This is a genomic window from Pseudomonas sp. MWU347 (assembly GCF_017947305.1).
Lineage (GTDB): Bacteria > Pseudomonadota > Gammaproteobacteria > Pseudomonadales > Pseudomonadaceae > Aquipseudomonas > Aquipseudomonas putida_A.
In genome coordinates this window covers 240246-253587 of sequence record NZ_JAFGZB010000008.1, presented here as the reverse complement: position 1 = coordinate 253587, position 13342 = coordinate 240246, and the positions used below count along the sequence as shown (strand labels likewise).

Sequence of the window (13342 nt, the reverse complement as noted above, 5' to 3'; positions counted from 1 at the left end):
CGCTTAGTACAGCGCAGCGAAGACCTTGCGCCGGTAAGCGGTCACCAGCGGATGATCGTTGCCCAGCAGTTCGAACACCTGCAGCAACGTCTTGTGCGGCAACCCTTCGCCGTAGCTGCGGTTACGGATGAACAGCTTGAGCAAGGCCTCCAGCGCGGCTTCGTATTGCTGACGCGCCAGTTGCTGGATCGCCAGTTGATACACCGCTTCGTCGTCCTGCGGATCTTTGGCCAGACGCGCCTTGAGGTCGGCAGCATCCGGCAGATCACGGGCAAGTCCCAGAAATTTGATCTGCGCCTTGGCGCCGGCCAGTGCAGCCTTGTGCTCATCGCTCTTGACCGCGTCGAGCACGGTTTGCGCTTCGCCCAGTTCGCCGCGTTCGGTCAGGCAGCGGGCGTAGAGGATCAGCGCCTTGGCGTTGCTGTTGTCTTCGGTGAGCATGACCACCAGCGCGGCTTCTGCTTCAGCGAAACGTCCTTCATCGAACAGCGCCTGCGCCTGTTCGAACGGATCGGTAGCGGCCGGCGGCGGCATTTGCACATGCGGCTCAAGCAACGCGCGCACTGCGGATTCCGGTTGCGCACCGGCAAAACCGTCCACCGGTTGACCGTCCTTGAACAGCACCACGGTTGGCAGGCTGCGGATGCCGAAGCGGGCGACGATGTCCTGTTCGATGTCGCAGTTGACCTTGGCCAGCAGCAGTTCGCCCTGATAGCTCTCGGCAATGCCTTGCAGCATCGGCATCAACGCCTTGCACGGCGCACACCACTCGGCCCAGAAATCCACCAGCACCGGTTTGTTGAAGGAAGCTTCGATCACCGACTGGTCGAAATCGGCAGTCGTGGCGTCGAAGATGTACGGCGTTTGCTGACTCATGGGGGATCTCGTAAAAGCGTGGATGGGGCAACTATACGGCTTGGCGGGGTGTGGCCGGAAGCGGGGGCAGGTTTAGAGATGTGTTGCCTGATAGGACGCCTTCGCGAGCAAGCTCGCTCCCACAGGGGGAACGCAATCCAAATGTGGGAGCGGGCTTGCTCCGGGCGGCGATCCGACGAAGCTTTTTAGCTCCGCCGCGCGTGGTACAGGCTCACATGCCGAAATTCTTCCGGCTCTGCCAGATCCGGCAAGGTCATCGCCTCAAGCATTTCGATTCGCTCATACAACGGATGGCGAAAATCCCGGACCCGTGAGTCTGCCACCAGCGCCTCGCGGCCACGGCTGAGAAACGCATCGAGCAGCGGCAGGTTCTCACGGTCGTAGAGCACATCCGCCACCAGGATCAGATCGAAGCGATCAGCCTCGGCAAAGAAGTCCGTCGAATAACTCATCTGCACATCATTGAGTTCAGCGTTGGCCCGGCACGCAGCAATCGCCAGCGGATCCAGATCACAGGCCACCACCTCCAAAGCCCCGGCCTTGACTGCAGCAATCGCGGCGATGCCGGAGCCGGCGCCGAAATCCAGCACCCGCTTGCCGCGCACCCACTCGGGGAACTCCGCGAGATAACGCGCCACCGCCAGACCGCTGGCCCAGCAGAAACTCCAATAGGGCGGCTCGTGGAGAATGCGTCGGGTTTCATCCGAGCTGAATTCACGATCCATGTTCTCGCCGTCGATCAGCCAAAGCTGCAAATCGGTGCCCGGTAAAGCACAGGCCTTGAGCCGCGCATCACCGAGCAATTCACCCAACGCCTGTTGCAGGTCGAGCGGTACGGTCATGGTGCTTTGACAAATTGCAGCTGGCCCAGCGCCTGGGTGGTCGGCTGGGTAATGGTTTGCGACGGCAGGTGCAGGATCAACTGGCCCGACTGCGTGGCACGACCGCGCAGCTCAACCCGTGCGCCGGCCGGAAATGACTCCGGATTGAAGCGCAGGCGAAACGGCAGAATCTGGTTGTTGCCGATCAGGCTGGAACTGGCGAGCAGTTGTTGCGGGCGCGACTTTTCATCGATCACCAGCAGCGCCAGTTCGACTTCGGCCCCGGCCGGCACGCCTTGCAGGGTGCCGCTCAGTTCCCGTTGATAGGCCGGCAGCGGACCAAGATCAGCGGCCTCGCGGGCTTTTTTTTGCGCCTGTTGTGGTGCAGGTCCCGGTGTTGGCGGTTGCGGTTTGGGCTTGTCGCTGCCGCAGGCCACCAGCAGGGCGAAAAGACTGAGCAAAACGAGCGGTCGTAGCGACATTGGCAGCTCCAGAAAATGAAATCCGTGGATCAAACGATCATGGCAGTCTGTATACCGCAAACCCTATGGCTTGTCTTGCCACCGGGATGCGCTACCATGGCCCTCCCTTTTTTTGTTGCCAGCCACCATGCACTGTCCCTTCTGCGGTGCCAACGACACCAAGGTCATCGACTCGCGTCTGGTCGCCGAGGGCGAACAGGTGCGCCGCCGGCGTGAATGCCTGGCCTGCGGCGAACGTTTCACGACATTCGAGACGGCCGAACTGGTGTTGCCGCGCCTGATCAAAACCGACGGCAGCCGCCAACCGTTCGACGAAGAAAAACTCCGCGCCGGCATGCAACGCGCGCTGGAGAAACGTCCGGTGAGCGTCGAGCGCCTCGAATCCTCTCTGGTTCACATCAAGCACAAGCTGCGCGCCACCGGCGAGCGCGAGGTCAAATCCCTCGTGGTCGGCGAACTGGTGATGGCCGAGCTGCAAAAGCTCGATGAAGTGGCCTACATCCGTTTCGCTTCGGTATACCGGCGCTTCCAGGACCTTAACGAGTTCCGTGAAGAGATCGACCGCCTCGCCCGCGAACCGGTGAAAGAATGACCCGCGCCGCCGAGCAGGCGATCCTCGACGCCCACTTCATGGCGCGCGCGCTGGAACTGGCGCGCAAGGGCCACTACACCACCCATCCCAATCCACGGGTTGGCTGCGTGATCGTGCGTGACGGGCAGATTGTCGGCGAAGGCTTTCACGAGCGCGCCGGCGAACCCCACGCCGAGGTCCACGCCCTGCGCGCTGCCGGTGAACTGGCCCGGGGTGCCACGGCTTACGTGACCCTTGAGCCGTGCAGCCACCATGGCCGCACACCGCCGTGCGCCGATGCGTTGGTGACTGCCGGGGTTGCTCGGGTGGTCGCCGCGATGCGCGATCCGAATCCGCAGGTCGCCGGGCGTGGCTTGCAGCGTCTGAGCGATGCCGGGATCGCCACCGAAAGCGGCGTGCTGGAAGTCGAGGCGCGCCAGCTCAATCAAGGTTTCCTGAAGCGCATGGAACATGGCTTGCCGTTCGTGCGGGTCAAGTTGGCGATGAGTCTCGACGGGCGCACGGCGATGGAAAGTGGCGAGAGCCAGTGGATCACCGGCCCGGCCGCGCGTTCCGCCGTGCAGCGTTTGCGCGCGCAGGCGGCCGTGGTGTTGACCGGCGCCGACACCGTACTGGCCGACGGCGCGCGCCTGACCGTGCGCGCCGACGAACTGGGTCTGGATGCCGAACAAACCGCACGGGCCATGAGCCGTTCGCCGCTGCGGGTGCTGATCGACGGGCGCTTGCGAGTGCCGCTGGATGCGCCGTTCTTCAAGGCCGGCCCGGCGCTGGTCGCCACCTGCATGGCGGTCGAAGAGCAATACGCCAATGGCCCGGAATGCCTGATCGTGCCGGGTGACGACGGTCAGGTCGATCTGCATCAACTGCTGATCGAACTGGCCAACCGTGGCGTCAACGAAGTGCTGGTCGAGGCCGGCCCGCGTCTGGCTGGTGCATTCGCTCAGCTCGGTCTGGTCGACGAGTTCGTGATCTTCATCGCCGGCAAGTTTCTCGGCTCCTCGGCGCGGCCGCTGCTGGACTGGCCGCTGGCCTATATGAAGGACGCTCCCGAGCTGAAAATCACTGAAATCCGCGCGGTTGGCGATGACTGGCGAGTCACTGCGACGCCAGTCGTTTCGGCGAGCGTATAATTCCCGGCCATCGCCTTAGCGCTGGCTTCGTTCTCAAGGAGAACCCCATGTTTACCGGCATCATCGAATCCATCGGCAGTATCCGTGCACTGACCCCCAAGGGCGGTGATGTGCGGGTGCATGTCGAAACCGGCAAGCTCGACCTGAGCGACGTCAAACTCGGCGACAGCATCGCGGTCAACGGCGTGTGCCTGACGGCGGTTGAACTGCCGGGCAACGGTTTTGCCGCCGACGTCAGCCGCGAAACCCTCGACTGCACCGCCATGAATGACCTGAAAAGCGGCAGCCCGGTCAACCTGGAAAAAGCCCTGACCCCGACCACCCGTCTCGGCGGGCATCTGGTCAGCGGTCACGTCGACGGTGTCGGCGAAGTGGTATCGCGCAGCGACAATGCCCGCGCCGTCGAATTTCGCATCCGCGCGCCGAAAGAACTGGCCAAGTACATCGCCCATAAAGGCTCGATCACCGTCGACGGCACCAGCCTCACCGTGAACGCGGTCGATGGCGCCGAATTCCTGCTGACGATCATTCCGCACACCCTGAGCGAAACCATCATGGCTTCCTACAAGCCGGGCCGCCGGGTGAACCTGGAAGTCGATTTGCTGGCGCGTTATCTGGAGCGTTTGCTCCTCGGCGACAAGGCTGCTGAGCCAAGCGCTGGCGGTATTACTGAAAGCTTTCTGGCCGCCAACGGCTATCTCAAATCCTGACTGAAGGGGGTGCCTTGTGGCGCTCAATAGCATCGAAGAACTGGTTGAAGACATCCGCCAAGGCAAGATGGTCATCCTCATGGATGACGAAGACCGCGAGAACGAAGGCGACCTGATCATGGCCGCCGAATGCTGCAAGGCCGAGCACATCAACTTCATGGCCAAGCACGCCCGCGGCCTGATCTGCATGCCGATGAGCCGCGAGCGCTGCGAGCTGTTGAAGCTGCCGTTGATGGCCCCGCGCAACGGTTCCGGTTTCGGCACCAAGTTCACCGTGTCGATCGAAGCTGCCGAAGGCGTGACCACCGGTATCTCCGCCGCCGACCGTGCGCGCACCGTGCAAGCGGCGGCGGCCAAAGACGCCAAGGCTGAAGACATCGTCAGCCCGGGCCACATCTTCCCGCTGATGGCCCAGGCCGGCGGCACCCTGGCGCGCGCTGGTCATACTGAAGCGGCCTGCGACCTGGCGCGCATGGCCGGTTTCGAACCAAGCGGCGTGATCTGCGAAGTGATGAACGACGACGGCACCATGTCCCGTCGCGCCGAGCTGGAAGCGTTCGCCGCCGAACACAACATCAAGATCGGCACCATCGCCGACCTGATTCACTACCGGATGATCCACGAACGTACCGTTCAGCGGATTGCCGAGCAGCCGCTGGACAGCGAACTGGGCCAATTCAACCTGGTGACCTATCGTGATTCGGTGGAAGGCGACGTGCACATGGCCCTCACGCTGGGCACCGTTTGCGCCGAGGAACCGACCCTGGTTCGCGTGCACAACATGGACCCGCTGCGCGACCTGCTGATGGTCAAGCAACCGGGCCGCTGGAGCCTGCGCGCCGCGATGGCTGCGGTGGCCGAGGCCGGCAGCGGTGTGGTGCTGTTGCTCGGCCACCCGCTGGACGGCGACGTGCTGCTGGCGCATATCCGCGAAACCGGTGAGCAGGCGGCGGTGAAAAAACCGACCACTTACAGCATCGTCGGTGCCGGCTCGCAGATCCTGCGTGACCTCGGTGTGCGCAAAATGCGCCTGATGTCGGCGCCAATGAAATTTAATGCGATATCCGGTTTCGATCTGGAAGTTGTAGAATACGTGCCCTCCGAATAATGACCCGGTGAATTCGGCATTGTTGATGTAGATCCTTGTGGTGAGGGGATTCATCCCCGACGGGCTGCGTAGCGGCCCTATTTGGTTGGGACTGCTGCGCAGTCCATCGGGGATGAATCCCCTCGCCACAGGGGTGTAGTCGAACAGCAATGCGGTGTTTCCGGTCATGAATTTGTGGCTAATATCACTGAGGGATGCGTACGAAACGCGTCCCGGCTCTTTAAGAGATCTGACGAATGACCCTGAAGACCATCGAAGGTACCTTCATCGCCCCTAAAGGCCGCTACGCTCTGGTAGTGGGCCGTTTCAACAGCTTCGTGGTTGAAAGCCTGGTCAGCGGTGCAGTTGATGCCCTGGTTCGCCACGGCGTGAGCGAAAGCGACATCACCATCATCCGCGCGCCTGGCGCCTTCGAAATCCCGCTGGTTGCGCAGAAAGTCGCCCAGAAAGGCGAGTTCGCAGCCATCATCGCCCTCGGCGCGGTCATTCGTGGCGGCACTCCACACTTCGAATACGTGGCAGGCGAGTGCACCAAGGGTCTGGCCCAGGTGTCCATGGAGTTCGGCGTACCGGTCGCGTTCGGCGTCCTGACCGTTGATTCCATCGAGCAAGCCATCGAACGTTCCGGCACCAAGGCCGGCAACAAAGGTGCTGAAGCTGCCCTGTCCGCTCTGGAAATGGTCAGCCTGCTGGCGCAGTTGGAGGCCAAGTGATTAGCGACGATAGCGATCGTTTCAACCCGCGCGATCCGAAACCTGCGGATGCCGGCAAGCCATCGAAAAGCGTCAAGCGTCGCGAAGCCCGTCAGCTCGCGACTCAGGCCCTGTATCAGTGGCACATGGCCAAGGCTTCGCTGAACGAGATCGAAGCGCAGTTCCGCGTTGATAACGATTTCACCGATGTCGATGGCGCGTATTTCCGCGAAATCCTCCACGGGGTTCCGGCGAGCCGCACCGAAATCGACACCGCGCTCAAGCCGTGCCTGGACATCGAAATCGAAGAGCTGGACCCGGTTGAACTGGCGGTTCTGCGCCTGTCCACCTGGGAGCTGCTCAAGCGCGTCGATGTGCCGTACCGCGTTGTGATCAACGAAGGTATCGAGCTGGCGAAAGTCTTCGGTTCGACCGACGGCCACAAGTTCGTCAACGGCGTACTCGACAAGCTGGCTCCGCGCCTGCGTGAAGCTGAAGTGAAGGCGTTCAAGCGCTGATACGCGCTTGAGACCTCATGGGCGAGTTTGAGCTGATCCGCAATTTCTTCGCCGTCGCGCCTTGTGCGCAGGGCGGCGAGGGCGTTGCCCTGGGGATCGGCGACGACTGCGCCTTGCTCGCGGTTCCCTCCGGGGAACAGCTGGCGATTTCCACCGATACGCTGGTGGCCGGCGTGCACTTCGCCGATCCCTGCGATCCATTTCTGCTCGGTCAGCGCTCGCTGGCCGTTGCGGTCAGCGACCTGGCCGCCATGGGCGCCACGCCCGTTGCCTTTACCCTTGCCCTGACTGTGCCGACGGTGACCGCCGATTGGCTGCAAGCCTATGCCCGCGGTTTGAACCGCATGGCGCAGTGCTGCAGCGTCGCGCTGGTCGGCGGCGACACCACGCGTGGGCCGTTGAGCCTGACGGTCACGGTGTTCGGTCGGGTGCCGGCCGGGCAGGCCTTGACCCGCAGCGGCGCACAACCGGGTGATCTGCTTTGTGTTGGCGGCGAACTGGGCAATGCCGCCGGTGCCTTGCCGCTGGTGCTTGGCCAGCGTGAAGCCGACACTGATATTGCCGAGCCGCTGCTCAGTCATTACTGGGCGCCGCAACCGCAACTCGGGCTCGGTCAGGCCTTGCGCGGCAAGGCCACCTCGGCCCTGGATATCTCCGATGGCCTGCTTGCCGATTGCGGCCATATCGCTCTGGCTTCGCAGGTGCGGCTTGAGGTTGAACGCGAGCGCGTACCGTTGTCCGATGCTTTAGTGGCGTTTCTCGGTCAGCGCGGTGCCGAACGGGCGGCGTTGAGCGGCGGCGATGACTATGTGCTGGCCTTCACGCTACCGTCCGTCGAGTTGCCGGCGCTGCTGGCCGATGGCTGGCCGATCCATGTGATCGGGCGTGTGGCGCAGGGCCAGGGTGTGGTCCTGCTGGATCGCGAAGGACACGACATCACCCCGCAAATCCGGGGTTATCAACATTTTCAGGAGACACCGTGACAGATCACCCGAAACAGGTTCCGGCCGAATTCGTTCCGCCGTCGGTCTGGCGCAATCCCTGGCATTTCCTCGCGTTCGGCTTCGGCTCCGGCACCTTGCCGAAAGCGCCGGGCACGTGGGGTTCGTTAGTTGCGCTACCCTTTATCCCGTTGTGGCAGATGTTGCCCGACTGGGGTTACTGGCTGATGCTCGGAATCACCATGCTGTTCGGCTTCTGGCTGTGCGGCAAGGTCGCCGACGATCTGCGGGTCCACGACCATGAAGGCATCGTCTGGGACGAAATGGTCGGGATGTGGATCACCCTGTGGCTGGTGCCGGAGGGCTGGTACTGGTTGCTCGCGGGTTTTCTGGTGTTCCGTTTCTTCGACATTCTCAAGCCGTGGCCGATTCGCTGGATCGACCGGCATGTCCATGGCGGCGTCGGCATCATGCTCGACGACGTGCTGGCCGGCGTGTTCGCCTGGCTGGCGATGCAGGGACTGGTGTGGATTTTCGCCTGATCCGGATTGTCCGGGTTCAGTGAGGAGACTAGGGATGGCTCGACGCTGGCTGGCGCTGGTGTTTCTGACTTTGCTGGGCACTGTCGCCAGTGCGCAGGAAACCGCGCACGCGCCGTCGGTCATCCATCTGGCCAGCGAAGACTGGGAAGACTACACCGCCGCCGACGGCCACGGCCTGGGCTGGGACGTGCTGCGCAAGGTGTTCGAACCGGCGGGAGTGAAACTCGACATTCGCAGCGAACCGTACACTCGTTCAGTTGGGCTGGCCCAGCGTGGCGAGGTCGATGCTTGTGTCGGTTCTTATCATGAAGAATTCAGCGACCTGCTCTATCCGCGCTGGAATTTCGACACCGACCACATCTACGCCCTGGGCCTGGCGAGTAATCCAGCACCGACCCCGGAAACCCTCGGTCAATATCGGCTGGCCTGGGTTCGTGGTTACGACTATCAGAATTATCTACCCGGCGTGCGCAACTTCAACGAGGTCGTGCGACGTACCGGGATCCTCTCGATGCTCACCCACAACCGCGCCGACTATTACATCGATGCTTTGACCGAAATCGATTACGTGCTTGGCCGGGCCAGGGAACCGACGCAGTTTCGCAAGACGCATATCGCCGAACTGCCGCTGTACCTGTGCTTCGCCAACACACCGCAAGCGCGCATGTTGATGGCAGTGTTCGACCGGCGCATGGAGCAGTTGGTCAAGAGCGGCGAGCTGAAGCCAATTTTCGAACAGTGGAAGCAGCCGTATCCGTTCGAGCCGAACTGACAGGGCAGTCCCCCCTGTGGGAGCGGGCTTGCTCGCGAATACGGTGGTTCCGCCAGCCTATTGCCGACTGACACGACGCCTTCGCGAGCAAGCCCGCTCCCACAGGGGGGCCAGGCAAGTCGGGTGTTATCAAACTTTTTGATCGTTATGCCCGATAATTCAGCCTAAGCGTCTGCAGGAACCTGCTGTTACAATGCCGGCCTGCGAATTTTCAGACTTTTAGATCAGGAGCACACCGGTGCCTGTCGTTTTTGTCGCCGCTTCCAAGCTGCCAACGCCTTTTGCGCAATTCACCATGCACGGTTTTCTCGATGAGGCTACCGGCCGCGAGCACGTTGTGCTGAGCCTGGGTGATTTCGCCGACGGTGCCCCGGTTCTCGGCCGGTTGCACTCCGAGTGCCTGACCGGTGATGCGCTGTTCAGCCAGCGCTGCGACTGCGGCTCGCAACTCGAAGCGGCGCTCAAGGCCATCGCCCGTGAAGGCCGTGGCGTGCTGCTGTACCTGCGTCAGGAAGGTCGCGGCATCGGTCTGCTGAACAAGATCCGCGCCTACGAGTTGCAGGACGGCGGCGCCGACACCGTTGAAGCCAACGAGCGTCTGGGCTTTGCCGCCGATCAGCGTGACTACGCCATGTGCCTGCCAATGCTCGAGCATCTGGGTGTGAAGTCGCTGCGTCTGATGACCAACAACCCGCGCAAGGTCAAAGCCCTGACCGACATGGGCATCGTCGTCGCCGAGCGCGTGCCGCTGCACACCGGCCACAACCCGCACAACAAACTGTACCTGGCGACCAAGGCCAGCAAGCTCGACCACATGATGGGCAACGAGCATCAGGGCGAGGTCGACCGCGCGTGACCCGCGGTCAGGTGCGCCGCCGTCTGGCGGTCGATTGGTGGAAGTATCTGGCGCTGGCGCTGGTACCCCTGTTTGTCCTGAATGGCCTGTTCGGCCAGGGCGAAGGCATTCTGCCGGTGCTGACCATGCCATTGTTCATCGCCGGCGTTGCGTCGATGTTTGTCAGCCTGAAGTTCTTCGGGCGCTACAAACACGCGTTGATCGCCACGCAGAAAGCCCTCGACACCCCTGATGAACCGGCGGCCTGGATTGCTTTGGCCACTCAGCGCCGTATTGCATTGCTCGCGGCATCGTTGCCGGCATGGATCGGTGCGCTGGCGGTGTTCGTCGGCCTCGAAGCCGTACCGCTGATGCTGCTGGCGTTGTCCACGGCGGTGCTGTTCTACCTCTATCGCATCCCGCGTCAACTCGGCTGATGCGTCGTCTGTGGCTGGCGGTTCTGCTGCTGGCCTGCGCCGGCCCGGTGCTGGCGAGTCTGCGAGTGGTCAGTCTCGCGCCTTCTCTGTCTGAAATCGTTGTTGAGCTGGGCTCGGCCGATCTGCTGGTTGGCGTGCTCGATGCCGGCGAGCGTCCGGCTGCCATTGCCGATGTTCCCTCGGTGGGGCGTTATGGCCAACTCGACATGGAGCGCCTGCTCAGTCTCAAGCCGGATTTGCTGCTGCTGTGGCCCGGCAGTGTCGGCCCGGCACAACGCGATCAGCTCAAACGCCTGAACATTCCGACCTACGTCGCCGAGCCGCACAATCTCGAACAGCTGTCTGCGCAGATCGAGACGATTGCCGCGCAACTGGGGCGACCTGAGCGTGGGACGAAACTGGCGGCGGACCTGCGCCAGAAGCTCGATGACCTGCGCCAACGCTATCGCCGGGACACGCCGCTGACCGTGTTCTATCAAGTCTGGGACAAGCCGCTGTACACCGTCGGTGGCGGGCAGATCATCAGCGATGCGCTCGAAGTCTGTGGCGCACGCAATGTGTTTGCCGATCTGAGTTTGCCGGCGCCACAGGTCAGCATCGAAGCCGTGTTGCAGCGTGATCCGCAGGTGATTCTGGCAGGTGATCAGGCCCAGCTCGATGCGTGGAAGGCCTGGCCGCAGGTGAGTGCGGTGGCACATGGTCAGTTGCTGCTGATCAGCGACAAAGGCCTGGAGCGCCCAAGCGGCCAGATGATCGAAGCCACCGCCAAACTCTGCCAATTGATCGCGCCTGAGCGCTGAGACCGAGGTGAATTCTTCGCGAGCAAGCCCGCTCCCACAGGTGGAATGCGTTACCCCTGTGGGAGCGGGCTTGCTCGCGAAGAGGCCAGTCAAAACAGCGTCAATTCCGGATCAGAGCCCCGGTGTCCAGGTCACCCCAAACACCCACGCCCGACCTTCCTCGCGATAGCCATACTGGCTGCCGTCATAGCTGTACAACGCGCGGCTGTAACCCTTGTCCAGCAGGTTATCGACCTTCAGATCCAGTTTGATCTCGCGATTCAGCGCCCAGTTGCTGCGCAGTCCAAGCGTGCCGTAGCCACCCAACGGCTGGGTGTTGTTCAGATCGTCGTAACTGCCGCTGACCAATTGCCAGCTCGCGCCGACGCCCAACCGGTCAAACTGTCGATCCAGATCCCAACTCATCGTGCGCCGCGCACGACGCGCCAACGTGTGCCCGCTATCGCGATCACGTGGGTCGATAATCGCCACACCGAGATTGCTCTGCCAGCCGAACAGTTCCTGTTTCAGCGCCGCTTCAAAGCCATTGATCCGCGCCGAGGCCACGTTCTCCGGGCGTGAGTTGCTGCCGAAGATGATCGCGTCTTGCAGATCAGTGCGGTAAATCGATGCCTCCAGCCGACTGCTATCGCTCAACTGACTGCGCCATTGCAGCTCATAGCTTTTCGAGGCTTCCGGCTTTAGATCCGGGTTGCTGAAATCCGGGTAGTACAGGTCGTTGAAGGTCGGCGCGCGGAAGCCTTCGCTGTAGCTCAGCAACAGATCGTTGTCCGGGTTCAGCGGCAGGGTAAAAGTGCCGCTCCAGGTGTTCTGGCTGCCGAACTGCTGGTTGTCGTCGTGACGCAGGCCCAGTTCGGTGGAGAAGCTGTCGGCCTGATAACGATGCTGGATGAACGCGGCGCGGTTCCAGCGGCTGTCCTCGTCGAACGCGGTGCTGCTGTTGACCCGGTCTTCGTACCAGTCGCCGCCGAGGATCAGGCTGTTGCGCGCATCCAGAGTCAGGTCGTTCTGCCAGTTCACCGAATCGCGATAGGTGTTGAACACCGTGCGCTCGTCGCTGAGTTTGTCGAGGGTCTTTTCGCGGTTTTCGGTGTGACCGAATTCGACGCGGGTTTTCCAGATTTCGTTGACCCGGGCATCGACGTAGCTGCTGACACTGCTGACGTTGAAGTCGCTGTAGGGCTGCTGTTGCACCGACTCGAAAGTGGTCGTATCGAAGCGGCCGAACGGGTTGTCGAATTCGCTTTTGCCGCGGTTATCCAGCAGGTTGGCGCCGACTTCGATGTCATCGGTCAGCGCATGGCTGAGGCTCAGGCTGACGGATTTATTGCGATAGGCATCATGATCGCTGTCGCTGGGGTACGACTCGTGAGTGCGGTCCAGGCCTGCGGTGTCATCGAGGCTGGCGCCCAGGTTGAAGCGGGTCTTGTCATCGCCACCGGACAGGCCGAGGCTGCGTTCCCAGGTCTGGTTGCTGCCGAAGCCGACGTGCAAGCGCGGCTGCAGGCCTTGTTCGGTGCCGCGCCGGGTGAAGATCTGAATCACCCCGCCAATCGCATCGCTGCCGTAAATCACCGAGCGCGAACCGCGCAACACTTCCACGCGCTCGATCTGGTCGATGCTCAGGTGCTGCAGGTTGCTGTCGCCAGAGGTCGAGCTGCCGATGCGCTGGCCGTCGACCAGCACCAGACTCTGCGCCGATTGCGTGCCGCGAATGTAGATCCCCGGCAGGCTACCGCGCCCACCGGCCTGCGCTACTTGCACACCCGGCACCCGCTGCAGCAGATCGGTGACGCTGCCCGGTTGCAGGCGGTCGATGTCTTCGCGGGTGAACACGGTGTTGGCGGCGCTGCTGTCGTTGCGCGCTTCGACCTGGCGGTTGGCGCTGATCAGCGTGTCAGGCAGCTTCAGGGCCTGATCGCGTTCGAAGCTGTCGGCGAGGGTGCTGGTGGCTGGCAGCAGGAAGAAGGGCAGGGCGAGGCGCGAGAGGTTCATCGGTGTTCCAGTGGATATTTCTGATGTACACAAATCAAATGTGGGAGCGGGCTTGCTCGCGAAGGCGCCGGTTCAGTCAACTCATCATCGA

General features: G+C 62.4%; 16 protein-coding genes. 12 read left to right on the top strand and 4 right to left on the bottom strand.

Translation table 11 applies throughout. From position 1 onward, the window contains the following. Positions 1 to 3: 3 nt before the first annotated feature. From trxA to KCG87_RS18790, 3 genes are all read right to left on the bottom strand, one after another. On the bottom strand, positions 4 to 876 hold the full coding sequence (gene trxA, locus KCG87_RS18800) for a thioredoxin (RefSeq protein ID WP_210558584.1): 873 nt from the start codon (positions 874 to 876) through the stop codon (positions 4 to 6). A 185-nt stretch (positions 877 to 1061) separates the two neighbouring features. Next, positions 1062 to 1718, bottom strand: a complete 657-nt coding sequence (locus KCG87_RS18795) for a 50S ribosomal protein L11 methyltransferase (protein WP_210558585.1) — start codon at positions 1716 to 1718, stop codon at positions 1062 to 1064. Beyond that, entirely contained in the window at positions 1715 to 2179 is a 465-nt protein-coding gene (locus KCG87_RS18790; RefSeq protein ID WP_098965824.1) for a YbaY family lipoprotein, read from the bottom strand. The genes KCG87_RS18795 and KCG87_RS18790 overlap by 4 nt, the downstream gene beginning before the upstream one ends. A gap of 127 nt (positions 2180 to 2306) precedes the next feature. Between KCG87_RS18790 and nrdR the strand changes: the two genes are divergently transcribed. The 12 genes from nrdR (at position 2307) to KCG87_RS18730 (ending at position 11256) form a co-directional block, all read left to right on the top strand. Further along, positions 2307 to 2771, top strand: coding sequence for a transcriptional regulator NrdR (gene nrdR / locus KCG87_RS18785; RefSeq protein WP_003228656.1), 465 nt, complete (start codon positions 2307 to 2309; stop codon positions 2769 to 2771). Continuing rightward, on the top strand, positions 2768 to 3901 hold the full coding sequence (gene ribD, locus KCG87_RS18780; RefSeq protein ID WP_210558586.1) for a bifunctional diaminohydroxyphosphoribosylaminopyrimidine deaminase/5-amino-6-(5-phosphoribosylamino)uracil reductase RibD: 1134 nt from the start codon (positions 2768 to 2770) through the stop codon (positions 3899 to 3901). The genes nrdR and ribD overlap by 4 nt, the downstream gene beginning before the upstream one ends. A 47-nt stretch (positions 3902 to 3948) precedes the next feature. Then, positions 3949 to 4611 carry a riboflavin synthase gene (locus KCG87_RS18775; protein WP_095139117.1) on the top strand — a complete coding sequence of 221 codons (663 nt, stop codon included), beginning with the start codon at positions 3949 to 3951 and terminating at the stop codon, positions 4609 to 4611. A gap of 16 nt (positions 4612 to 4627) precedes the next feature. Further along, the gene (gene ribBA / locus KCG87_RS18770; RefSeq protein ID WP_003228650.1) at positions 4628 to 5719 is read left to right on the top strand and encodes a bifunctional 3,4-dihydroxy-2-butanone-4-phosphate synthase/GTP cyclohydrolase II; all 1092 of its coding nucleotides are present in this window, start codon (positions 4628 to 4630) and stop codon (positions 5717 to 5719) included. Between the two features lie 236 nt (positions 5720 to 5955). Beyond that, a complete protein-coding gene (gene ribE, locus KCG87_RS18765) occupies positions 5956 to 6432 on the top strand; it encodes a 6,7-dimethyl-8-ribityllumazine synthase (protein WP_003228649.1) in 477 nt (158 codons plus the stop codon). Next, a complete protein-coding gene (nusB, locus tag KCG87_RS18760) occupies positions 6429 to 6929 on the top strand; it encodes a transcription antitermination factor NusB (protein ID WP_003228643.1) in 501 nt (166 codons plus the stop codon). The genes ribE and nusB overlap by 4 nt, the downstream gene beginning before the upstream one ends. Before the next feature lie 17 nt (positions 6930 to 6946). After that, positions 6947 to 7912 carry a thiamine-phosphate kinase gene (gene thiL / locus KCG87_RS18755; RefSeq protein WP_210558587.1) on the top strand — a complete coding sequence of 322 codons (966 nt, stop codon included), beginning with the start codon at positions 6947 to 6949 and terminating at the stop codon, positions 7910 to 7912. Further along, a complete protein-coding gene (locus KCG87_RS18750; protein WP_007910933.1) occupies positions 7909 to 8412 on the top strand; it encodes a phosphatidylglycerophosphatase A in 504 nt (167 codons plus the stop codon). Before thiL ends, KCG87_RS18750 begins: the two co-directional genes overlap by 4 nt. 34 nt (positions 8413 to 8446) lie before the next feature. Further along, positions 8447 to 9184 carry a transporter substrate-binding domain-containing protein gene (locus KCG87_RS18745; protein WP_134787430.1) on the top strand — a complete coding sequence of 246 codons (738 nt, stop codon included), beginning with the start codon at positions 8447 to 8449 and terminating at the stop codon, positions 9182 to 9184. Between the two features lie 238 nt (positions 9185 to 9422). Continuing rightward, positions 9423 to 10040: a GTP cyclohydrolase II gene (gene ribA, locus KCG87_RS18740; protein WP_027612931.1), complete on the top strand. Its 618-nt coding sequence runs from the start codon at positions 9423 to 9425 to the stop codon at positions 10038 to 10040. After that, positions 10037 to 10456 carry an MFS transporter gene (locus KCG87_RS18735; protein WP_210558588.1) on the top strand — a complete coding sequence of 140 codons (420 nt, stop codon included), beginning with the start codon at positions 10037 to 10039 and terminating at the stop codon, positions 10454 to 10456. Before ribA ends, KCG87_RS18735 begins: the two co-directional genes overlap by 4 nt. Then, positions 10456 to 11256, top strand: coding sequence for a cobalamin-binding protein (locus KCG87_RS18730; protein ID WP_210558589.1), 801 nt, complete (start codon positions 10456 to 10458; stop codon positions 11254 to 11256). Before KCG87_RS18735 ends, KCG87_RS18730 begins: the two co-directional genes overlap by 1 nt. Before the next feature lie 111 nt (positions 11257 to 11367). On the opposite strand, the gene KCG87_RS18725 is transcribed toward KCG87_RS18730, so the two are convergent. Beyond that, positions 11368 to 13251 (bottom strand): TonB-dependent receptor, encoded by a 1884-nt coding sequence (locus tag KCG87_RS18725; RefSeq protein ID WP_210558590.1) that lies wholly within the window; start codon positions 13249 to 13251, stop codon positions 11368 to 11370. Positions 13252 to 13342 lie beyond the last annotated feature (91 nt).